Genomic DNA, 22,208 nt, shown 5'->3' on the forward strand with positions numbered 1-22,208 from the left:
GGGCGAGCGCGGCGAGCTGCACGTCGGTGGTGGCTTCGCGCAGCTCGACGTGGATGCCAGGCTCGGCGAGGCGGAAATCGCGCAGCCAGCCCGGCAGCGGCCCGAAGCCGACCGTCGAGACGAAGCCGAGCCGCAGGCGCCCGACCGCCCCGCTGCCGGCCGCGCCGGCGACCGCCGCCAGCGCAGCCGCCTGCTGCAGCAGCTGGCGCACCGGCGACACCAGCGCCTCGCCGGCCGGCGTCAGCGCGACACGGCGCCGCGTGCGGTCGAACAGCGGCGTGCCGAGCCGCGCCTCGATCTGGCGGATCGCGAGCGTCAGCGGCGGCTGCGTCATGTTGAGCTGCTGCGCCGCCCGGCCGAAATGCAGCGTCTCGGCCAGCACCAGGAACTGCCGCCACGCCCGCAGCTCGATGGCCGGCACGCGGAACTCGTCAGCCATCGACGGCACTCATACATCAAACATATCAATCCACCACGCTGGATATATTGGACGACATTCTGCACGCGATCGATACTGGCGCTCCCCCCGAGCATCCGCCAGGAGACACCGCGATGAGCAGCCCCGTCAACCGCCGTTCGAAGAACATCACCGAAGGCGTCGCGCGCGCGCCGAACCGTTCGATGTACTACGCGCTCGGCTACCAGGAAGGCGACTTCAAGAAGCCGATGATCGGCGTGGCCAACGGCCATTCGACGATCACGCCGTGCAACTCCGGGCTGCAGAAGCTGGCCGATGCCGCGGTGGCCGGCATCGAGGAAGCCGGCGGCAACGCGCAGATCTTCGGCACGCCGACCATCAGCGACGGCATGGCGATGGGCACCGAGGGCATGAAGTACAGCCTGGTGTCGCGCGAGGTGATCGCCGACTGCATCGAGACCTGCGTCGGCGGCCAGTGGATGGACGGCGTGCTGGTGGTCGGCGGCTGCGACAAGAACATGCCCGGCGGCATGATGGGCATGCTGCGCGCCAACGTGCCGGCGATCTACGTCTACGGCGGCACGATCCTGCCGGGCCGCTACAAGGGCCAGGACCTGAACATCGTCAGCGTGTTCGAGGCGGTCGGCCAGTTCAGCGCCGGCAACATGAGCGAGGAAGACTTCTGCGAGATCGAGCGCCGCGCGATCCCCGGCAGCGGCTCGTGCGGCGGCATGTACACCGCCAACACGATGAGTTCGTCGTTCGAGGCGCTCGGCATGGCCCTGCCCTTCAGCAGCACGATGGCCAACCCGCACGACGAGACCGCCAACACCGCGAAGGCGGCAGCGCGCGCGCTGGTCGAGGCGGTGAAGGCCGACCTGAAGCCGCGCGACATCGTCACGAAGAAGTCGATCGAGAACGCGGTGGCGGTGATCATGGCCACCGGCGGCTCGACCAACGCGGTGCTGCACTTCCTCGCGATCGCGCATGCGGCCGAGGTCGAGTGGACGATCGACGACTTCGAACGGGTGCGCCGCAAGGTGCCGGTGCTGTGCGACCTGAAGCCCTCGGGCCGGTACCTGGCGGTCGACCTGCACCGTGCCGGCGGCATCCCGCAGGTCATGAAGGTGCTGCTGAAGGCCGGCCTGCTGCACGGCGACTGCATGACGATCACCGGCAAGACGGTGGCCGAGAACCTGGCCGACATCCCCGACGTGCCGCGTGCCGACCAGGACGTGATCCGCACCATCGACAACCCGATGTATGCCGAGGGCCACCTCGCGATCCTGAAGGGCAACCTGTCGCCCGAAGGCTGCGTCGCGAAGATCACCGGCCTGAAGAACCCGGTGATCACCGGCCCGGCCCGCGTGTTCGACGACGAGCAGTCGGCGCTGGCCGCGATCATGGCGCGCAAGATCGTCGCCGGCGACGTGATGGTGCTGCGCTACCTGGGCCCGAAGGGCGGCCCGGGCATGCCGGAGATGCTGGCCCCGACCGGCGCGCTGATCGGCCAGGGGCTGGGCGAGTCGGTGGGCCTGGTGACCGACGGCCGCTTCTCGGGCGGCACCTGGGGCATGGTGGTGGGCCACGTCGCGCCCGAGGCCTATGCCGGCGGCAACATCGCGCTGGTGCACGAAGGCGACTCGATCACGATCGACGCCCACACGCTGACGCTGCAGTTGAACGTCAGCGACGCGGTGCTGGCGCAGCGCCGCGCCGCGTGGACGCCGCCGAAGCCGCGCTACACCCGCGGCGTGATGGCCAAGTTCTTCAAGAACGCGGCCAGTGCCAGCCAGGGCGCGGTGCTCGACAAGATCGACTGACGGGACCGGCCAGTCGCCCCGCGGGGCGACTGGCGCGGCATCAGACTTTGCGCTTCTTGCGGCGGCCGCGGTGGTCCATGCCGAGCTTCTCGAGGCTTTCCTTGCGCCGATTGGCCACGCGCTCGTCCATCTTCTCGATTTCCTTGCGCTTGGTGTAGCCGGTGGCATCGGCGAAGATCCACCAGACGAAGGCCAGGCCGAAGGGCCAGCACATCTTCCACCAGTCGCCCGGCCACACCAAGTCGGCCAGCGGCCCGATGCCTGCGAGGTTCGACAGGATCAGCAGCACCCCCAAAACGACGAAATACATGATCTTCCCTCGGCCTTCCGGCTTGTCCTACGCCAATGCACGGTCAACCGCGCCACGTAGAATTCGTTGAGTTGTCCAGTGATCGAAATGTAATGGATGGCTCCCCACCTCTTCGGAAGGAAATCATGAAGTCGCTGCTTTCGCTGATCGTTGCCCTCTCTGCCCTGGCGGCCGCACCGGCTTTCGCCAACCCGGAGCTGGCGCAGAAGAAGAACTGCATGGCCTGCCACGCCATCGACAAGAAGGTGGTCGGCCCGGCCTACAAGGAGGTCGCGGCCAAGTACGCCGGCCAGAAGGACGCCGTCGACAAGCTGTCGCAGAAGGTGATCAAGGGCGGCGCCGGCGTGTGGGGCGCAGTCCCGATGCCCGCCAACACCCAGGTGTCGGATGCGGAGGCCAAGACCTTGGTCACCTGGATCCTGAGCTTGAAGTGACGCCCTGACCCAGGCAAAGGCCCCGCTCCGCGGGGCCTTCGTTTTTGTAGCCCGAATGCCAATCCGGGTTTCACCCTCAATAAGCCTGCCCCAGCTGCTCGAGGATCGCCGGATTCTCCAGCGTGCTGGTGTCCTGCGTCACCGCCTCGCCCTTGGCGACCGAGCGCAGCAGGCGCCGCATGATCTTGCCGGAGCGCGTCTTCGGCAGGTTGTCGCCGAAGCGGATGTCCTTCGGCTTGGCGATCGGCCCGATCTCCTTGCCGACCCAGTCGCGCAGCTGTTTCGCGATCGCCTTGGCCTCGTCGCCGGTCGGGCGCGGGCGCTTCAGCACGACGAACGCACAGACCGCCTCGCCGGTCGTGTCGTCCGGGCGGCCGACCACCGCGGCCTCGGCCACCAGGTCGATGCAGCTCACCAGCGCCGACTCGATCTCCATCGTGCCCATCCGATGCCCGCTGACGTTCAGCACGTCGTCGATGCGGCCGGTGATCGTGAAGTAGCCGGTCTTCTCGTCGCGGATCGCACCGTCGCCGGCCAGGTAGTACTTGCCCTGGAAATCGGCCGGGTAGTAGCTCTTCCTGAAGCGCTCCGGATCGCCGTAGATCGTGCGGATCATCGCCGGCCATGGCTTCTTGACGACCAGGATGCCGCCCTGCCCGTTCGGCACGTCCTTGCCGGTCTCGTCGACGACGGCGGCGATGATGCCGGGGAACGGCAGCGTGCACGAGCCCGGCACCAGCGGCGTCGCGCCCGGCAGCGGCGTGATCATGTGGCCGCCGGTCTCGGTCTGCCAGAAGGTGTCGACGATCGGGCAGCGGCCGCCGCCGATGTGCTCGTGGTACCACTCCCACGCGGCCGGGTTGATCGGCTCGCCGACCGAACCCAGGATGCGCAGCGAACCCAGTTCGTAGTTGCGCGGGTGCACCGCCGCATTGCTCTCGGCCGCCTTGATCAGCGAGCGGATCGCCGTCGGCGCGGTGTAGAAGATCGAGACCTTGTGGTCCTGGATCATCCGCCAGAAGCGGCCGGCATCCGGGTAGGTCGGCACGCCCTCGAACACGATCTCGGTGCCGCCCAGCGCGAGCGGCCCGTAGGCGATGTAGGTGTGGCCGGTGACCCAGCCGATGTCGGCGGTGCACCAGAAGATGTCGTCGGGCTTCAGGTCGAAGGTCCACTTCGTCGTCAGCGCCGCATGCAGCAAATAGCCGCCGGTCGAGTGCTGCACGCCCTTCGGCTTGCCGGTGGAGCCGGAGGTGTACAGCAGGAACAGCGGGTGCTCCGCGCCGACCCATTCCGGTTCGCAGGTGACCGGCTGCGCGGCGGTCAGCTCGTGCATCCAGCGGTCGCGCGACGCGTCGAACGCGATCGCGCCGCCGGTGCGCTGGTAGACGATCACGCTCTTGATGCTCTCGCAGCCGCCGAGCGCGATCGCATCGTCGACGATCGCCTTCAGCGGCAGCTGCTTGCCGCCGCGCAGCTGCTCGTCGGCGGTGATCACCATCACCGCGCCGGCATCCTCGATGCGGTCGCGCAGGCTCTGCGCCGAGAAGCCGCCGAACACCACCGAGTGGGTCGCGCCGATGCGCGCGCAGGCCTGCATCGCGACCACGCCCTCGACCGACATCGACATGTAGATGACGACGCGGTCGCCCTTCCTGACGCCCTGCGACTTCAGCGCGTTGGCCATGCGGCAGGTCTTCGCGAGCAGGTCGCGGTAGCTGACGCGCGTCACCTGGCCGTCATCGGCCTCGAAGATGATCGCGGTCTTGTCGCCGAGGCCGGCCTCGACCTGCTTGTCCAGGCAGTTGTACGAGACGTTCAGCGTGCCGTCCTCGAACCACTTGAAGAACGGCGCCTGGCTGCTGTCGAGCGTCTTGGTGAACGGCGTCTTCCAGGTGACCATCTCGCGGGCGAGGCGGGCCCAGTAGCCTTCGTAGTCGGCCTCGGCTTCGGCACACAGCTTGTCGTAGGCGGCCATGCCGGACACATGGGCTGCCTTGGCCAGTGCCGCGGGCGGCGGGTAGACCTTGTGCTCGCTCGAACTCATTGCTTGTCTCCTTCAGCGGTTTCCAAATTCTGCTCGCACCATAGACAGCTGCTCTTACGAACGACTGACGAAGGCGCCCGGGGTCTTCACCGATGGTGCGCCCACTACAATTTCCGGCAACCGGACTATCCCTGCACAACCCCATGGCCCAGATCCCCGATCACAGCAACAGCAAGCTGCGCCCCTTGCCCAACCTCATCTTCATGAGCCGTTGGCTGCAGCTGCCGCTGTACCTCGGGCTGATCCTGGCGCAGGCGGTGTACGTGTTCCATTTCTGGGTCGAGCTGGCGCACCTGATCGAAGCGGCCTTCGGCAGCCAGACGGCGCTGCAGGCGGTGTTCAGCGCGGTGGGGGTCAGCGGCGAGGCCGCCAAGGGCACCAAGCTGACCGAGACCACGATCATGCTGGTGGTGCTCGGCCTGATCGACGTGGTGATGATCTCCAACCTGCTGATCATGGTGATCGTCGGCGGCTACGAGACCTTCGTGTCGCGCATGAACCTCGAAGGCCACCCCGACCAGCCCGAATGGCTGAGCCACGTGAACGCGTCGGTGCTGAAGGTGAAGCTCGCGACCGCGATCATCGGCATCTCGTCGATCCACCTGCTGAAGACCTTCATCAATGCCGACGCGCTGAGCGACCGGGTGCTGATCGCGCAGACGGTGATCCACTGCGCATTCCTGCTGTCGGCGATGGCGATCGCGGTGACGGACCGGCTGCTGCCCCAGGGGCCTGCGGATCACTGACCCCGGCGCCCTCCGCCCAGCAACAGCAGCGTGCCGATGACGCCGGCGATCAGCGAGCCGCACAGCACGCCGAGCTTGACCTGCGTCTCGTAGTCGCCGCCCCGGCCCTCGAAGGCCAGCGCGCCGATGAACAGGCTCATCGTGAAGCCGACGCCGCACAGCACGCAGACGCCGAAGAACTGCCGCGTGCTGGCGCCGGCCGGCAACTCGGCACCGGCCAGCCGGATCAGCAACCACGACGCGCCGAACACCCCGATCGCCTTGCCGATCACCAGCCCGGCGGCAATGCCCAGCGGCACCGTCTGCGCGAGCGTCGAGAAGCTCACGCCCTGCAGCGACACGCCGGCATTCGCGAACGCGAACATCGGCAGCACCGCGAAGGCCACCCAGGGGTGCAGCGCGTGCTCGGTCATCTCCAGCGGCGAGTGCCCATCGTCGCCCGCACCCCGCAGCGGGATCGCCAGCGCCGTCGCCACGCCGGCCAGCGTCGCATGCACGCCCGACTTCAGCACGCACACCCAGATCACCAGCCCGACGACGACGTAGGGCCCGACGCTCGTCACCCGGCTGCGGTTCATCAGGAACAGCACGACGCCGCCGGCCAGCGCCGCGCCCAGCATCGCGAGCGACACGTCGGCGGTGTAGAAGAACGCGATCACGACGATCGCGCCGAGGTCGTCGATGATGGCCACCGCCGTCAGGAACACCTTCAGCGAGGCCGGCACCCGCGAGCCGAGCAGCATCAGGATGCCGAGCGCGAACGCGATGTCGGTGGCCGCGGGAATGGCCCAGCCGTGCAGCGCGACCGGATCGTGCAGGTTGATGGCCGCGTAGATCAGCGCCGGCATCGCCATGCCGCCGATCGCCGCGCCGGCCGGCAACAGCGCCTGGCGGGCCGAGGCCAGCTCGCCGGCCAGCATCTCGCGCTTGATCTCGAGCCCGACCAGGAAGAAGAACACCGCCATCCACAGGTCGTTGACCCACAGCAGCAGCGGCTTGGCCAGCACCAGCAGGTCGCCGCCGATGCGCAGCTCGCCCGGCAGGTTCACGAAACGCTGGTAGGCCTCGTGCCATGGCGAATTGCTGACCACCAGCGCGATCGCGGCCGCCAGCGCCAGCACGACGCCGCCGGCCGATTCGGACGCGATGAAGCGCCGGATGCTGTTCAGCATGAGATCTCCCTCGTTCAGTAAAATCGCGGGCACAAGCCATGCCCACCTTGCCCCGCCGTCGGGCATTGTTCCGCAGTTCCGCCCCACTTTCCGGGATAGCCACATGACCTCGATCCGCTACACCGACCTGGTTGACAGCGTCGCCGCCGCATTGCAATACATCAGCTACTACCACCCGGCCGACTACATCGCGCACCTGGCGCGGGCGTACGACGCCGAGCAGGGCCCGGCCGCGAAAGACGCGATCGCGCAGATCCTGACCAACTCGAAGATGTGCGCCGAAGGGCGCCGCCCGATCTGCCAGGACACCGGCATCGTCAACGTGTTCATGAAGATCGGCATGGACGTGCGCTTCGAGGGCTTCCCGTCGGGCGTCGAGGAAGCCGTCAACGAAGGCGTGCGCCGCGGCTACCTCGACCCCGAGAACAAGCTGCGGGCGAGCATCGTGGCCGACCCGCACTTCGAGCGCAAGAACACCAAGGACAACACGCCGGCGGTGATCCACATGAGCCTGGTGCCGGGCAACACGGTCGACATCCAGATCGCGGCCAAGGGCGGCGGCAGCGAGAACAAGAGCAAGTTCGTGATGATGAACCCGAGCGACAGCCTGGTCGACTGGGTGCTGAAGACGGTGCCGACGATGGGCGCCGGCTGGTGCCCGCCGGGCATGCTGGGCATCGGCATCGGCGGCACGGCCGAGAAGGCGATGCTGCTGGCGAAGGAATCGCTGATGCAGGACATCGACATGTACGAGCTGAAGGCGCGCGGCCCGCAGAACAAGCTCGAGGAACTGCGCATCGAGCTGTGCGACAAGATCAACGCGCTGGGCATCGGCGCGCAAGGCCTGGGCGGCCTGACCACCGTGCTCGACGTGAAGATCGCCACCTACCCGACGCACGCGGCCAGCAAGCCGGTCGCGATGATCCCGAACTGCGCGGCCACGCGCCATGCGCACTTCGTGCTCGACGGCTCCGGCCCGGCCTTCCTCGAGGCGCCCAGCCTCGACCTGTGGCCCGACGTGAAGTGGGCGCCCGACTACAACAAGAGCCGCCGCGTCAACCTCGACACGCTGACGCGCGAAGAGGTGGCGAGCTGGAAGCCGGGCGAGACGCTGCTGCTGAACGGCAAGATGCTGACCGGCCGCGATGCCGCGCACAAGCGCATCCAGGACATGCTGGCCAAAGGAGAGAAGCTGCCCGTCGACTTCACCAACCGCGTCATCTACTACGTCGGCCCGGTCGATCCGGTGCGCGACGAGGTGATGGGCCCGGCCGGCCCGACCACCGCGACGCGCATGGACAAGTTCACCGAGATGATGCTGGCGCAGACCGGGCTGATCGGCATGATCGGCAAGGCCGAGCGCGGCCCGACCGGCATCGAGGCGATCAAGAAGCACAAGTCGGCCTACCTGATGGCGGTGGGCGGCGCGGCCTACCTGGTGTCGAAGGCGATCCGCAAGGCCGAGGTCGTCGGCTTCGCCGACCTGGGCATGGAAGCCATCTACGAGTTCGAGATCAGCGACATGCCGGTGACGGTGGCGGTCGATTCCGAAGGCACCTCGGTGCACACGACCGGCCCGAAGGAATGGCAGGCGAAGATCGGCAAGATCCCGGTGGCGGTCGCCTGAGCCATGGGTTGACGTGCACGCCCTGCCCTTCGCGCTGACGAAGATCCAGGCGCCGCGCCCGCGCGGCGAGCACCTGGTCCGGCCGCAGCTCGAAGGGCGTCTCGCTTCTGCCATCGGCCAGGCGAGGCTGATGCTGCTGAGCGCGCCGGCCGGTTTCGGCAAGACCGCGCTGGTGGCGCAACTGCTCGCGTCGCTGGAGCAAGGCCCCAGAGGCGCCGTCGCCTGGATCGCCGCCGACGATGACGACGACCTCGCCCGCTTCGTCGCCTGCCTGGTGGCCGCGCTGGAGCCGCACGACCTGCCGTGGCGCATCTCGCCGCAGGCGCTGGCGACGCTCGGCCCGCAGCCGCGCGGCTCGCGCCGCACCGCCGACGAACTGCTGAGCGCGCTCGGTGGCGCCGACCTGCAGCAAGGGACGGGGCATGGCCTGATCGTGCTGGACGACGCCCACCGCATCGCCGATGCACGCATCTTCGAGCTGCTCGACCTGCTGCTCGAGCATCTGCCCGCGCCATGGACCGTGCTGCTCGCGAGCCGCACCGATCCACCGCTGTCGCTGGCCCGGCTGCGCGCGCAGGGCGAACTGCTCGAGCTGCGCCAGGCCGAGCTGGGCTTTGCCGACGACGAGGTGCGCGCATTCGCGGCCGGGCGCGGCGCCGGCACGGAACTCGCGCAATCGCTGATCGAGCGGCTGCAGGGCTGGCCGGCCGGCATCCGCCTGAGCCTCGATGCGGCCACGCTCGCCGGCCCGCGCGCGCCGGCGGCGCTCGGCCAGCGCCACCTGTTCGACTACCTCGCCAGCGAGGTGCTGGCCGACATGCCGGACGGGCTGCGCCGCTTCCTGCTGCAGACCTCGGTGCTGGCCGAGCTGGAGGCCGGCCGCTGCGCCGCGCTGACCGGCGACCCTCAGGCCGCCGACAAGCTCGACGACATCGAGCGCCGCGGCCTGTTCGTCACCGTGCTTGACGGGCCGCAGCTGACGCTGCGCCTGCACGACCTGTTTCGCGATTTCCTCGAAGACCGGCTGCGCCAGGAATCGCCCGAAGCACTCACCGGCCTGCTGCAGCGCGCCGCCGACACCGAGCCCGACGACGCACGCCGCATCGCCTACCTGCAGCGCGCCGGCGACTGGGCGGCGGCCGAGGCCGCGCTGAACGCCGTCGCCCGCGGCTGGCTCACCGACGGCCTGCTGACGCAGACGCAGCGGCTGCTGGCGCAGTTTCCGCCTGCGTGGCGCGAGCGTTCGTCGCCGCTGATGCTGCTGCAGGGGCTGGCCGCGTGGGCGCGCTGGGAGTTCCTGGCGATGGCCGGGCACTTTCAGCAGGCGCTGCGCCTGGCCGAGCAGCAAGGCCTGGCCGACCAGGCACAGCGGGCGCGCGCGTACGTCGCGTTGAGCCTGTGCCAGGTCGACCAGCGCGACGAGGCGGCGGCCCTGCTCGCCGAGCTGCGCGCGCAGCCGTTGCCGCGCGAGGCCGAGGTCACGACGCTGACCGCCAGCCTGTGGCACGCCGGCGACTACGGGCCGGTCGCGCCATCGGCCGGCTACATGGCGCGGCGCAACGAGCTGCTGGCCGATTGCAGCGACATCGGCCTGTGGTACCAGGCGACGCCGAACCCGCGCGACGTGACGCTGCCCGGCGTCGCACCGGCCCTGACGCTGTTCGTCGAACGCGCGTTGCGCCTGGCGCCCGAGCACCCGACCGCGATGAGCGCGATCGCGTGGCTGCTGCACGGGCTGATCGCGCTGTGGCATGGCGACGCAGCGCGTGCCGCCGAGCGGCTGGCGCGCGCGGACGAAGAGGCGCGCTGGCTCGGCAGCCCGCGCAACGTCTGCACGATGCTGGCGCTGGCGCGCGGCATGCTGCACGCGCTGCGCGGCGACGTCGATGCGATGCGCGCGGCGGCGGCCCACCTGCTGGCCGATCCCGATCAGGAACCGCCGAGCGCGCGCCGCGAGAAGCTGCGCCGCAACATGCAGTTCCAGGCGCTGCGGCTCGCGATGATCGCCGACGACGCCGAACGCGCCGGCGCGCTGGTCGCCACGCTGGGCGCGCCCGACCTGCTGGTCTCCACGCGCATCGCGCAACGTGCGCGAGAACTGGCGCTGCCGGCCTTCGCGGCCGAGTTGGCCGAGCGCTGGCCGCAGGTGGTCGAATGCTGGCAGGCGGCGCTGCAGACGCCGGATGCGCTCGAGTGGTACGGGCTGCTGACCGAAGGGCGGCTGCGGCTGGCTGCGGCGCTGGTGCGGCTGGGGCGGCAGCGCGAGGCAGCGCCCCTGGTCGAAGCTGCGGTACTGCGCTGCGCGAGCGATGGCTGGATCGGCTCGGCCTTGCTGGCCGGCCCGCGCGCGCTGGCACTACTGGCGCACGGCGGGCTGGTGCTGAGCGCCGGCGCGCAAGCGGCGCTCGCGAACTGGCTGGACAGCGCGGAGCGGCTGCGTGGGCATCAACCGCCGCGCGCCGAGATCGCACCGGGGACGCCCGTCCTCGCGCCCGCCGCACCGGTGGCCGGCCCAGGCCCGCTGGCCGTCCTCAGTACCCGCGAGCGCGAGGTGCTGGAACGCCTGGCCGCCGGCGACAGCAACAAGCTGATCGCGCGCGCGCTCGAACTGAGCCCGCACACGGTGAAGCGGCATGTCGCGAACATCCTCGACAAGTTGGGGGCTCAGACGCGCGGCCAAGCGGCTGCGCGCTGGCGCGATCTGCAAGCCGCTGCGAAGGACGGGGCCATCGTCAGTTGATCCGTGATGGAACCGAAGCGCACCGGCGGAACACTCAAGCCAGTGTCCATTCGATGAGCTTTACGCCGAACTGATGAAACGCATCGCGAATGCGCCTTCGGGCAATCTCTATCCCTACTGTCCAGGCAGGCAGGACTTCGAGGACGTGCTGCAGGAAGTGATCGCCGGAATGGCCCACGTCGACACGTCCCAGGAAGACCTTTGCGTGCGCAATTTCCAGTCCCGTGTGATCGTGCCCGACCCTCGCACCAATGCGGACAAGGCCCAGCTCGTGCTGCGGTGGTGTGTCAACAACGGGCTCGGCGAACAGTTCCGGGAGGCGCTCAAGACCTACGGTGCCCTGGCGCCCCGTCGAGAGGGGGGCGACTGGCTCGAAAGCGTCGACCTCACGATCGGCGGCATCGCCCCGGAAAAACTCCCTTTCTTCATCGCCGTCCTGCCCCACTGCCCGCAGATCAAAGGCATCGACCTGCCGATCCCTGCGACCTCCGAGCAGGCCGCCGCGCTCGCCGATGCGTTGGCACGCAACAGCGGCTTGAACCGGCTTGAACTGCATGCGTCCGAGACAGCTCCGCTCGATTCCACCGCGTTGTTCCAGCTGTTTTCGCACCCTGCGAAACGCGCCGGCACGTTGAAGGAGTTTCGAATCCACGTGAAGGATGAGCCGGCCGGTGACACGGATTGGGTGCAGGCCTTGTGCGAGGCGATAGCGACACGTCTGCAGACCGAATCGGCGCAGCTGACCCTGCCCTGGACCAGCACGCGACTGACAGCACTGTTTGACGCGATCGCCGGAGCCTGCCCGCTGAAGTCGCTGTCGTTCCCTGGCTGCTCCTTCGACGAGGACATGGTCGATGCAGTGATCACGACCCTCGGGCACAACCAATCATTGACCCAGCTGGACCTCGGCGATACGCCGCGCACGGCCGGCCAGCGTGACAAGATCGACACAGTGCTCTGGAACAACCGGAACACCGTGGCATGGGAATACCTCAGCGGGACCGGACGGGTTTGAGCGCCTGGCGCACCCCCCCTCACACCACCACCGGCTCCGGCTCCAGCCGGATCCCGAAGCGCCCGTACACGCTCTCCTGGATCGCGCGCGCCAGCGTCACCACCTCGGAGCCGATCGCGCCGCCGCGGTTGACGATCACCAGCGCCTGCTTCTCGTAGACGCCGGCGCGGCCGATGCTCTTGCCCTTCCAGCCGCAGGCGTCGATCATCCAGCCGGCGGCCAGCTTCACGCTGCCGTCGGGCATCGGGTAGTGCACGATCTCCGGATCGCGGCCGATGATGTCGCGGCACTGCTCGGGCGTCACCACCGGGTTCTTGAAGAAGCTGCCGGCGTTGCCGACCAGCGCCGGGTCCGGCAGCTTCGCGCGGCGGATCGCGCAGACCCAGTCGAACACCTGCTGCGGGCTCGGCTCGTGGATGCCGGTCTCGGCCATCTTGCGTTCAAGCTCCAGGTAGCCGAGCACCGGCTGCCACGGCTTGGGCAGCCGGAACCGCACCCGGGTGATCACGCTGCGGCCGGCCAGCGAGTGCTTGAAGACGCTGTCGCGGTAGCCGAAGGCGCAGATGCCGCTCGCGAGCGTCACGCTGCGGCCGGTGACCAGGTCGACGGCGTCCAGCGATTCGAAGCGGTCTTTCAGCTCGATGCCATAGGCGCCGATGTTCTGCACCGGCGACGCGCCCACCGTGCCGGGGATCAGCGCCATGTTCTCGAGGCCCGGCCAGCCCTGGGCCAGCGTCCACGCGACGAACTCGTGCCAGTTCTCGCCGGCGCCGGCCTCGACGATCCAGGCCGTGTCGGTCTCGCGCAGCAACGCCCGGCCCTTCACCTCGACTTTCAGCACCACCTGCGGCATGTCGCGCGTCAGCACGATGTTGCTGCCGCCGCCCAGCACGAACTTCGGGGCGAGCCCGAGCTGGGGGTGGTCGACGACGCGGCGCACGTCGGCATCGGCCGCAATGCGCACCAAAGTGTGTGCGACAGCCGGCAGTCCGAAGCTGTTGTAGGGTTTCAGGCTCACGCCCGACTCGATTTGCATGCGAGAATTTTCGCTGATCCAGCGAGGAATTACCGACCATGCCCAGCTTCGATGCCGTACTCGACCCCAACCTTGTCGAAGTGCGCAATGCCGTGGACCAGACCGCCAAGGAAATCGGCACCCGTTTCGACTTCAAGGGCTCGTCGGCCCGTGTCGAATTGAAAGAGAAGGAACTGACCGTCTACGCCGACAGCGACTTCCAGATCGGCCAGGTGATGGACATCCTGCTGGCCAAGCTCACCAAGCGCAGCGTCGACATCCGCTTCCTCGACCGCAGCGCGAAGATCGAGAAGATCGGCGGCGACAAGGTCAAGCAGTTGATCACCGTCAAGAACGGCATCGACAGCGACACCGCGAAGAAGATCCAGACGCTGATCAAGCAGAGCAAGATGAAGGTGCAGGCCGCCATCCAGGGCGACACGGTGCGCGTCACCGGCGCCAAGCGCGACGAGTTGCAGGCCGCGATGGCGCTGATTCGCAAGGAAGTGCCCGACGCGCCTCTGAGTTTCGACAACTTCCGCGACTGATGCGCCGCGCTCTCGCAGCAGTCGCGGTGGCGGCCGGCGCGCTGTGCGCCACGGCCGCCTGCGCGCAGGCGGTGTCGCTCAGCGGCTCGCTGGGTGACAAGGCGCTGCTGATGATCAACGGCGCGCCGCGCACCGTGGCCGTCGGCAGCACCGTGCAAGGCGTCAAGCTGATCAGCATGGCGGGCGGCGAGGCGATCGTCGAGGTCGGCGGCGAGCGCCAGCAGCTGCGGCTCGGCGGTGTGCAGGTCAGCCTGGGCGCGGCGCCGGTCGAGGGCGGCGGCAGCCGCATCGTGCTGCCGGCTGGCCCGGGCGGCCATTTCTTCACGCAGGGCTCGATCAACGGCAAGGCGGTCGTGTTCGTCGTCGACACCGGCGCCACCACGGTGACCATCGCGCAGTCCGAAGCCGATTCCATCGGCCTCAAGTACCGCGAGGGCCAGCGCGGCATGGTCAGCACCGCGAACGGGTCGGTGCCGTCCTACCGGATCACGCTGGCTTCGGTGCGCATCGGCGACGTGCAGGTCTACAACGTCGACGCCGTCGTGCTGCCCGCATCGATGAGCCAGGTGCTGCTCGGCAACAGCTTCCTGACACGCTTCCAGATGAAGCGCGACAACGACACGATGACGCTCGACAAGAAGCCCTGACCGACCCTCACTCGGGAGGCCGGGCGAACGCGAAGCTGACCAGCGCCACCACCCCGAGCACCGCCAGCAACAGCAGCAACTCGCGGTAGCCCGGCAGCGCCAGCAGCAGCCACGCCGTCAGCACCGGCGCCGCCGCACGCGACAGCAGCGCGATCGCCGACATCGCGCCGCCGATGCGCCCGACGTGCGCGCGGCCGAAGTACTCCGGCACCAGGTTGCCGCGCACGATCGTCACCAGCCCGTTGGCAATGCCGAACAGCACCGCGAACACGATCAGCGCCGCCAGGTTCTCGGCCAGCGCGAAGATCGCGAACGACAGCGGCAGGCCGCCCAGCACCGCCAGGCCCAGCCCACGCGGCGTGACGCGGCGCCCGAACGCGAGGAACACCAGGCGCCCCGCCACCTGCGCCGGGCCGATCCAGGTCAGCACGGCGAGTGCCTGCACCTCGCTGCGCCCCTTCGACGCGAAGATCGGCATCACGTGCGCCCACAGCGTCGCGGCCGCGAACGAGTACAGCGTGAAGGTGCCGGTCAGCAACCAGAACGACCGGTGGCGCAGCGCCTCGTGCAGCGTCGCATCGTCGGCGGCGTCGTGCGCGCCGCGCGGTGCGTGCGGCGGATCGCTGCCCCGCAGCGCCCATGCATGCAGCGGCGCGACGCCCAGCAGCAGCACGCCGCCGATCGCCGCCAGCGCGATGCGCCAGCCCCATGCATGGACAAGCCAGGCCGCGACCGGGAACGACAGCGTGCTGGCAAACCCGCCGACCAGCGTCAGCGACGTGATGCCGTCGCGGTAGCGCTCCGGAAATCGTTTGGTCAGCACGGTGAAGGCCGGCTCGTACAGCGTCATTGCCATCGCCGCGCCCATCAGCGCCCACGCGGCGTACAGCGTGGCCGGCTGCTCCACCTGCGACCACAGCAGGAAGCCGGCGCCGGCGAGCGCCGCCCCGAGCGTCATCACGCCGCGTCCATGCCCGCGGTCGATGGCCGCGCCGGCCGCATAGCTGCTCGCGCCCCACACCGCGAGGCCGAGCGTGAAGGCGCCCATCAACACGGGTTTGCTCCACCCCAAGGCCTGCTGCATCGGCAGCACGAACGACGAGAATGCGTAGTACAGCGCGGCCCAGCTCACCAGCTGGCCGGCAGCCAGCGCGGCCACGGTGGATCGATAGGAAGAAGTCACCGCGGGATTATCGGTAGGCCCGTTGTCGCCGCAGGGACATCCCGCAAACGCACGACCGTGCTAAAACGCGGCCGACTGGAGACACGACGATGGATTTGAACTTCACGCCCGAAGAGCAGGCCTTCCGACAGCAGATCCGCGGCTGGGTGGCCGAGAACCTGCCGAAGGACATCAGCCACAAGGTGCACAACGCGCTGCGGCTGTCGAAGGACGATCTGCAGCGCTGGGCCCGGATCCTCGGCAAGCAGGGCTGGCACGGCTGGGCCTGGCCCACGCAGTTCGGCGGCCCGGGCTGGAACGCGATCCAGCGCCACCTGTTCGAAGAAGAATGCGCGCTGGCCGGCGCGCCGCGCGTGGTGCCCTTCGGCCCGGTGATGGTGGCGCCGGTGATCATGGCTTTCGGCTCGCCCGAGCAGCAGAAGCGCCACCTGCCCGGCATCATGAGCGGCGACGTGTGGTGGAGCCAGGGCTACAGCGAGCCGGGCTCGGGCTCCGACCTCGCGTCGGTGAAATGCCGCGCCGAGCGCCGCGGCGACTACTACGTCGTCAACGGCCAGAAGACCTGGACCACGCTCGGCCAGTACGGCGACTGGATCTTCTGCCTGGTGCGCACCAGCACCGAAGGCAAGCCGCAGACCGGCATCAGCTTCCTGCTGATCGACATGAAGAGCCCCGGCATCACGGTGCGGCCGATCATCACGATGGACGGCGAGCACGAGGTCAACGAGGTCTGGTTCGACAACGTCGAGGTGCCGGCGGACAACCTGGTCGGCGAGGAGAACAAGGGCTGGACCTACGCCAAGTACTTGCTGGCCCACGAGCGCACCAACATCGCCGACGTGAACCGCTCGAAGCGCGAGCTGGAGCGGCTCAAGCGCATCGCGAAGGCGGAGAAGGTGTATGACGACGTGCGCTTCCGCGACGAGATCGCGAAGCTGGAGGTCGACATCGTCGCGCTCGAGATGATGGTGCTGCGGGTGCTGAGCGGCGAGAAATCCGGCAAGCAGTCGCTCGACGTGGCCGGTTTGCTGAAGATCCGCGGCAGCGAGATCCAGCAGCGCCTGACCGAGYTGCTGATGCTGGCGGCCGGGCCGTACAGCGTGCCCTTCATCCACGACGCGATGGAAGCCGGCTGGCAGGGCGACCACGTCGGTGCGGCCTACTGCGCGCCGCTGGCGGCGACCTATTTCAATGTGCGCAAGACGACCATCTACGGCGGCAGCAACGAGGTGCAACGCAACATCGTCGCGCAGACGGTGCTGGGCTGAGGACACGACATGGACTTCGACTTCTCCGACGATCAAGAGATGCTGCGCGACTCGGTGCGCAAGTGGGTGGCCAAGGGCTACGACGCCGAGCGCCGCAAGCGCATCGTGCAGGCCGGCGGCTACTCGCGCGAGGCCTGGCGCGAGATCGCCGGCCTCGGGCTGACCGGGCTGTTCGTGCCCGAGGCGCAGGGCGGCATGGGCTTCGGGCCGACCGACGCGATGGTGGTGATGGAGGAACTCGGCCGTGGCCTGGTGCTGGAACCCTATGCGCAAGGCGCGCTGATCGCCGGCGGCGTGCTGTCGGCCTGCGCGCAGCAGCCGGCGATCGACGGCTGGCTCGAGAAGATCGCCGGCGGCGACGCGCTGGTCGTGCTGGCGCACCAGGAGCGCGGGGCGCGCTACCGGCTGGCGCATGTCGAGACCTCGGCGAAGGCCACCGGCAGCGCCTGGACGCTGAACGGCGCCAAGAGCGTCGTGCCGGCCGGCGACCAGGCGGATGCGTTCATCGTGCCGGCACGCGTGTCGGGCGCGGTCGACGACCCGGCGGGCATCGCGCTGTTCCTCGTCGAGCGCCGCGCCACCGGCGTGAAGACGCGCGGCTACGGCGGCGCCGATGGGGCGCGCGCCGCCGAGCTGGCGCTGGCCGATGCGCCGGCCATGCTGCTGGTGCCGGCCGGCGGAGCCACCCACGCGGGCCACGCGGCGCTGGAATACGCGGTCGACATCGGCATCGCCGCGCTGTGCGCCGAAGCGGTCGGCGCGATGGACCGGCTGGTCGCGGTGACCGTCGAGTACATGAACACCCGCAAGCAGTTCGGCGTCGCGATCGCGAGCTTCCAGGCGCTGCGCCATCGCATCGCCGACGTGAAGATGCAGCTCGAACTCGCGCGCTCGATGAGCTACTTCGCGACGCTGAAGATGAACGAGCCGCCCGCGGCACGCCGCCGCGCGCTGGCGCAGGCCAAGTACCAGCTCGGCGTCTCGATGCGCTTCGTCGGCCAGCAGTGCATCCAGCTGCACGGCGGCATCGGCGTCACCGACGAGTACATCGCCGGCCACTACTTCAAGCGGCTGACGGTGATGGAGCTGAGCTTCGGCGACACGCTGCACCAACTCGGCGAAGTCTCGGACCGCATGCAGGACACGGCGGGCGTCTTCGCCTAGGGCCTGTCAACAGGACCTAGGGCACGACCCGGCCGAACAGATCCATCGGGTGGCTGTCGTCGGCGCCGACCGCCCCGATGGCCGTGCCGGCGCCATCGGCGGGGTCGCCCGCATGGATGAGCGGGCTGCCCGCGGCCGGCCGGTAGATCTGCCGGTAGCGAGACAAAACCTGCCCTGTCGTGTAAAGGCCCAGCCAGACGCAGCCCTTCGACACCCGGTACGGCATCTCGGCTTGGCCTGACAGCCGGGGGTTCGCCTGCACGTCGTGCACCCCCGCCGGGTTCTGCACCATGCCCGGCAGATAGCGCGCCGAATTCGGCGCCAGCGGATTGAACCAGCCGTTGTAGTCGGCCGAGACCACCCGCGGGCTGGCCACGGCGCCGCTGTCGGTCGATACCAGGGCCTTGCCGAAACTGGCCGGCACCTCGCTGAACGCGGTGAACAGGTTGTTGCGGATCGAGCTGAACACCGAGCCCGCGCCGATGTTGAACACCGGCGCGTCGTAGGCGCCGGCCGAACCACCGGCATCGAAGCTGTTGTTGTGGATGTCGAGGCCGCTCTCCCCGCCGTAGACCATGATGGCGCCGTCGTATTGGGTGTTGGTGCCGCTGGCATGCGCGAAGACGTTGTGGTGAATCCTGGTACCGCTCGCCGAGCCGCGCCAGAAATTGTGTCCGCTGTCGATGGCCAGGTTGTAGCGAAACTCGCCGCCGAAATTCTGGATCGGCCACGAGCCGCCATGCACCACGTTGTGCTCGGCCAGTTCGTTGCCGGAGCTGCCTTGCAACCAGAGATTGAAGCCCTGGCTGAACCCGCCGTGGTAGTCGTGCAGGAGGTAGTTGCCTTGCACGGTGTCGTTCGACGAGTCGTGGAGCTGCAGCACCGCCCTCACCCCCATCAGGACATTGCCCTGCCCTGCAAGCAGGCCGCCGATCTGCCAGCCATTGCCGCTCACCAGCAGCATGCCGCCACCGATGCGGTTGCCCTGCAGGACCTTGCCGCCGGACGTGTTGCCGGCCAGTTCGAGGACGACCGGCACCGACGGGTCGCTCGACACATAGGTGATCAGGTTGTTGGCGCGAAGCTCGTTGTTCTTCACCGTCATCGTGCCACTGCCCTGGGCGCTGAAGCGCATCGCCCCGGTGGCCTCGAAGACCGAGTCTTGAATCGCCACCGAGCCCGTGGTCGCGATGTCGATGCCCAGGGCACTGAAACTGCCCAGCCCGCTGACATGCGCATTCTGGATGTGCACGCGGCCCGAATAGCCTGCGCCGGCAAGCACCTTGAAGCCGTTGCCGATGACGGTCTTGTCCGTCCAGTCGAGGCCGGCCGAGCCGCTCAGCACCAGGTCTTGCATCAGCGTGACCGTGCCGCCGTGCACGGGCGGGGCATCGACATGGATGGTGATGGGGGTCGGCCCGTTGACCTGCGTGCCGCCGGCGCCGGTGGCCGGGTCGTACGGCACATGGCCGACGGTCAGCACATGCTCGCCCTGCGAGAGGCCGGCGGGCAGCCGCAGCTCCCAGAGGTTGAAATCGGTGGCACTCGGCAAGGCCGCGCCGACCAGTTGCCCGTCGACATAGAAGTTCTCCCGGGTTCCGGGGCAGACGTAGGGCGGGTGTCCGGGTGGGCACAGGTAGGCATTCGGATCCCGCGCATCGGCCAGGATGCGCAGCGGCGCGCCGGCCGTGAAGTGCATGTGCGGCGCGGGGCTCTTGATGCGTGTCGCGCTGGCTCCACTCTCGTTCCAGATCGGCTCGATGGGGTCGGAGAAGCAGGCCTCCGCGGGCGCGGGCGCGGGCGCGGGTGCCGGTGCGGGTGCGGGTGCGGGTGCGGGTGCGGGTGCCGGTGCCGGTGCCGGTGCCGGTGCCGGTGCTGGCGCTGGTGCCGGTGCGGGCGCGCCGATCGGTGGTGATGCCGATGGCGCGGGCGCGTCATCCGATGCGCCGCTGCCGCATGCACCCAGCAACAGCACGGCGGCGAACAGCCCGCTCAGCGTCGGCATCGTTCCGCGAAGGCCTTGCATGGCTCAATTGGCCAGCCTGGGCGGTGCTTGAACGGTCGTCGGCAACGCCCCGCTGAAGGTGACGGTGCCCGCCTGGTTGCGGATCTCCAGCGTGCCACCGGTGCCGTCGGTGCTGAAGCGCGCGGTCGCCACGCTGCCGTTGGCCAGCGTGACCTGTGCCCCGGTCTGGCCGGCCGCGTCGGAGCGGGTCGCGGCGGTGAAGGCGTGGTCGGCGCCCAGCACGTTGAGAAACACCGACGCATTGCCGTTCGAATCGGCCACGTCGACGCGCGAACCGGCATTCATGTCGTCATCGGCCGTGGGCCACGAGATCGCCTGCGAGGCGAGCCCGGTGGGAGCGAGGCGCACCACGTCGAGCTGGTTGCTGCCGCTCATCGCGGTGATGCGGTCGCCCGAGAGCGTCGGCGTGCCCGGCAGATTCAGCGTCCAGATGCGGCTGATGCCGCTGCCGCTGGTCTGCACGCGGTCGAGGATCACGAGCGTGGCGGGCTTGATGAACAGAAACTCGCGCTCCACCTTCGCCACCACCGCCTTGCCGCCGTACATCGGTGTGACCCGCGCCAGGCCATAGGCGTAGACGGGCGTGTCGGCCAGGGCTTGCATCGCGCAGCTGGCGCCGTAGGTCTGCTCCAACAGCTTGCCGTTCTGCTCGATGCGCACCAGGTTGTGCGGCGTCTCGTACTGGGCCAGGCCCGAGTGCGAATCGATGTTTTCATCGAAGGCGAGCCAGTTGCCCTTGAACATCACGAAGCTGCCCTGGTCGTGGTGGGCATGGCTCTCGGTGTAGGGGCCGCAGATCAGGTTGGCATAGGTGGCATCGCCGGCCCAGGCCGAACGCATCGAGAACTGGCCGGTGCCGCTGCCCCAGTGGGCGGTGGGCAGGCGGCTCAGCGGCTGTGCGGCGATGTCGGACTGGTCGTACAGGTAATCGACCCAGTACTCGAAGGCATTCGCCATGCGTGGTACCGACGACTGCGCCAGCAGCGACTTGGAGACGCCCGCCATCACGTCAGACGGGTACAGGCGCGACAGCACCTCGAGGTACTGACGGTGGTAGTCGAACAGCGCGGCCGTCGAGTCGCGCGAATGGTCGCCGGTCGGCGAGATGCGGTCCAGGGTCGGCACGATGTCATGCATGAACTTGTCGAACGACGCGAGCGTGTGCGGGGTCGCGTCCGCGATGCGCTCGCCGGTGGATTTTTCCCACAGGTGGTAGAGGTCGAACAGGCCGTTCATTGCCGTGCCGTAGCCGGTGCCTTCGCGCGAGCCGCCGCCCTGCAGGTCGCGGGTGAAGGTCGGCACGAGCTGGTTGGCGATCTTCTCGGTGCGGAACTTGTCCAGCCAGGTCGAGGCCTGCGTGTTTTCGCCGTAGGTGGCGAGGCCGAGCAGCATGGTCGCGCGCAGGAACGAGTAGTAGTAGTTGTTCGATGGGTTGTCGACCGACCAGCCGCTCCAGGCGTAGGTGGTGTTGCCCCATCTGGCCTGCGTGTGGTTCCACACGTTCCAGACCGCCTGGTTGCCGTAGGTGGCCCAGCGCGTGCGCTGGGTCGCCGTCATCTGCGAGCGGCACCAGTCGTACACCATCGCCATGTTGCCGATCGTGCCGCCGACATCGAGGTAGCTGTCGCCGGCCACCGTTGCAGCCGCATTCCTGCTGATCAGCGCTTCTTCGGATTGCACGAAGATCTCGGTCTGGTCGACCGCGTACTGGCAGTAGGACGCCTTGCCCGTCACCTGGGACAACAGCGCCGCCTGCCAGGGGCCGAACAGATAGATGTCGGCACCGGCGATCTGCGAATCGACCATGTTCTTGAAGCGCGTCGCCGACGCCGTGTTGCTGGTCAGAGCGGTGCGCAGGCGGGCCAGCGTCGGCGCATCGGAGATCAGGATGCGCGGCGATCCGAGCGGCGCGATCGTGATGGGCAAGGGCGTGGGTGCCGGTGCCGGTGCGGGTGCGGGTGCCGGTGCGGGTGCAGGCGCAGGCGCGGGCGTCGGTGCGGGTGCGGGTGCGGGTGCGGGTGCGGG

At 68.8% G+C, this 22,208-nt stretch carries 18 protein-coding genes; 10 read left to right on the plus strand and 8 right to left on the minus strand.

Annotated elements, in window-relative coordinates:
* On the minus strand, positions 1 to 439 hold a 439-nt coding region (locus ACXJLU_RS26575; protein WP_457336186.1), incomplete at its 3' end, for a LysR family transcriptional regulator.
* Positions 440 to 552: 113 nt separating this feature from the next.
* On the opposite strand from ACXJLU_RS26575, the gene ilvD reads away from it, so the two are divergent.
* Entirely contained in the window at positions 553 to 2,241 is a 1,689-nt protein-coding gene (ilvD, locus tag ACXJLU_RS26580; protein ID WP_457336188.1) for a dihydroxy-acid dehydratase, read from the plus strand.
* 40 nt (positions 2,242 to 2,281) lie between these two features.
* Here the strand turns inward: ilvD and ACXJLU_RS26585 are convergent, their stop codons facing one another.
* The gene (locus ACXJLU_RS26585; protein WP_073464733.1) at positions 2,282 to 2,551 is read right to left on the minus strand and encodes a TIGR04438 family Trp-rich protein; all 270 of its coding nucleotides are present in this window, start codon (positions 2,549 to 2,551) and stop codon (positions 2,282 to 2,284) included.
* Positions 2,552 to 2,676: 125 nt separating this feature from the next.
* Between ACXJLU_RS26585 and ACXJLU_RS26590 the strand changes: the two genes are divergently transcribed.
* Positions 2,677 to 2,985 (plus strand): c-type cytochrome, encoded by a 309-nt coding sequence (locus ACXJLU_RS26590; RefSeq protein WP_200798932.1) that lies wholly within the window; start codon positions 2,677 to 2,679, stop codon positions 2,983 to 2,985.
* A 76-nt stretch (positions 2,986 to 3,061) separates the two neighbouring features.
* Here the strand turns inward: ACXJLU_RS26590 and acs are convergent, their stop codons facing one another.
* Complete coding sequence (gene acs, locus ACXJLU_RS26595; protein ID WP_457336190.1) at positions 3,062 to 5,032, minus strand: acetate--CoA ligase; 1,971 nt, start codon at positions 5,030 to 5,032, stop codon at positions 3,062 to 3,064.
* Between the two features lie 143 nt (positions 5,033 to 5,175).
* On the opposite strand from acs, the gene ACXJLU_RS26600 reads away from it, so the two are divergent.
* A complete protein-coding gene (locus ACXJLU_RS26600; protein WP_457336192.1) occupies positions 5,176 to 5,778 on the plus strand; it encodes a YqhA family protein in 603 nt (200 codons plus the stop codon).
* Here ACXJLU_RS26600 and nhaA read toward each other — a convergent pair.
* Positions 5,772 to 6,950, minus strand: a complete 1,179-nt coding sequence (nhaA, locus tag ACXJLU_RS26605; RefSeq protein ID WP_457336194.1) for a Na+/H+ antiporter NhaA — start codon at positions 6,948 to 6,950, stop codon at positions 5,772 to 5,774. The two genes, ACXJLU_RS26600 and nhaA, sit on opposite strands and share 7 nt — an antisense overlap.
* A 103-nt stretch (positions 6,951 to 7,053) precedes the next feature.
* Here nhaA and ACXJLU_RS26610 point away from each other — a divergent pair, with 103 nt between their 5' ends.
* The 3 genes from ACXJLU_RS26610 to ACXJLU_RS26620 all read left to right on the plus strand — a co-directional run bounded on the left by ACXJLU_RS26610 (position 7,054) and on the right by ACXJLU_RS26620 (position 12,332).
* A complete protein-coding gene (locus ACXJLU_RS26610; RefSeq protein WP_457336196.1) occupies positions 7,054 to 8,577 on the plus strand; it encodes a fumarate hydratase in 1,524 nt (507 codons plus the stop codon).
* A 13-nt stretch (positions 8,578 to 8,590) separates the two neighbouring features.
* Positions 8,591 to 11,317, plus strand: a complete 2,727-nt coding sequence (locus tag ACXJLU_RS26615) for a winged helix-turn-helix domain-containing protein (RefSeq protein ID WP_457336198.1) — start codon at positions 8,591 to 8,593, stop codon at positions 11,315 to 11,317.
* A gap of 73 nt (positions 11,318 to 11,390) precedes the next feature.
* On the plus strand, positions 11,391 to 12,332 hold the full coding sequence (locus tag ACXJLU_RS26620) for a hypothetical protein (RefSeq protein ID WP_457336200.1): 942 nt from the start codon (positions 11,391 to 11,393) through the stop codon (positions 12,330 to 12,332).
* 19 nt (positions 12,333 to 12,351) lie between these two features.
* Here the strand turns inward: ACXJLU_RS26620 and murB are convergent, their stop codons facing one another.
* On the minus strand, positions 12,352 to 13,368 hold the full coding sequence (gene murB, locus ACXJLU_RS26625) for a UDP-N-acetylmuramate dehydrogenase (RefSeq protein WP_457336202.1): 1,017 nt from the start codon (positions 13,366 to 13,368) through the stop codon (positions 12,352 to 12,354).
* A 38-nt stretch (positions 13,369 to 13,406) separates the two neighbouring features.
* Between murB and ACXJLU_RS26630 the strand changes: the two genes are divergently transcribed.
* Together ACXJLU_RS26630 and ACXJLU_RS26635 are read left to right on the plus strand one after the other, a co-directional pair.
* A complete protein-coding gene (locus tag ACXJLU_RS26630) occupies positions 13,407 to 13,895 on the plus strand; it encodes a YajQ family cyclic di-GMP-binding protein (protein ID WP_457336204.1) in 489 nt (162 codons plus the stop codon).
* A complete protein-coding gene (locus ACXJLU_RS26635; RefSeq protein WP_457336206.1) occupies positions 13,895 to 14,542 on the plus strand; it encodes a retropepsin-like aspartic protease family protein in 648 nt (215 codons plus the stop codon). Before ACXJLU_RS26630 ends, ACXJLU_RS26635 begins: the two co-directional genes overlap by 1 nt.
* Before the next feature lie 7 nt (positions 14,543 to 14,549).
* Here ACXJLU_RS26635 and ACXJLU_RS26640 read toward each other — a convergent pair whose 3' ends face one another.
* The gene (locus tag ACXJLU_RS26640; protein ID WP_457336208.1) at positions 14,550 to 15,725 is read right to left on the minus strand and encodes an MFS transporter; all 1,176 of its coding nucleotides are present in this window, start codon (positions 15,723 to 15,725) and stop codon (positions 14,550 to 14,552) included.
* A gap of 89 nt (positions 15,726 to 15,814) precedes the next feature.
* Here ACXJLU_RS26640 and ACXJLU_RS26645 point away from each other — a divergent pair, with 89 nt between their 5' ends.
* A complete protein-coding gene (locus ACXJLU_RS26645) occupies positions 15,815 to 16,993 on the plus strand; it encodes an acyl-CoA dehydrogenase family protein (protein WP_457336210.1) in 1,179 nt (392 codons plus the stop codon).
* Between the two features lie 9 nt (positions 16,994 to 17,002).
* Positions 17,003 to 18,157, plus strand: a complete 1,155-nt coding sequence (locus ACXJLU_RS26650; RefSeq protein WP_457336212.1) for an acyl-CoA dehydrogenase family protein — start codon at positions 17,003 to 17,005, stop codon at positions 18,155 to 18,157.
* Between the two features lie 16 nt (positions 18,158 to 18,173).
* Here the strand turns inward: ACXJLU_RS26650 and ACXJLU_RS26655 are convergent, their stop codons facing one another.
* Together ACXJLU_RS26655 and ACXJLU_RS26660 are read right to left on the minus strand one after the other, a co-directional pair.
* Complete coding sequence (locus tag ACXJLU_RS26655; RefSeq protein ID WP_457336214.1) at positions 18,174 to 20,183, minus strand: right-handed parallel beta-helix repeat-containing protein; 2,010 nt, start codon at positions 20,181 to 20,183, stop codon at positions 18,174 to 18,176.
* 3 nt (positions 20,184 to 20,186) lie between these two features.
* Positions 20,187 to 22,109: a hypothetical protein gene (locus ACXJLU_RS26660; RefSeq protein WP_457336216.1), complete on the minus strand. Its 1,923-nt coding sequence runs from the start codon at positions 22,107 to 22,109 to the stop codon at positions 20,187 to 20,189.
* Between the last annotated feature and the right edge of the window lie 99 nt (positions 22,110 to 22,208).

Source organism: Rhizobacter sp. P5_C2 (genome assembly GCF_054049715.1).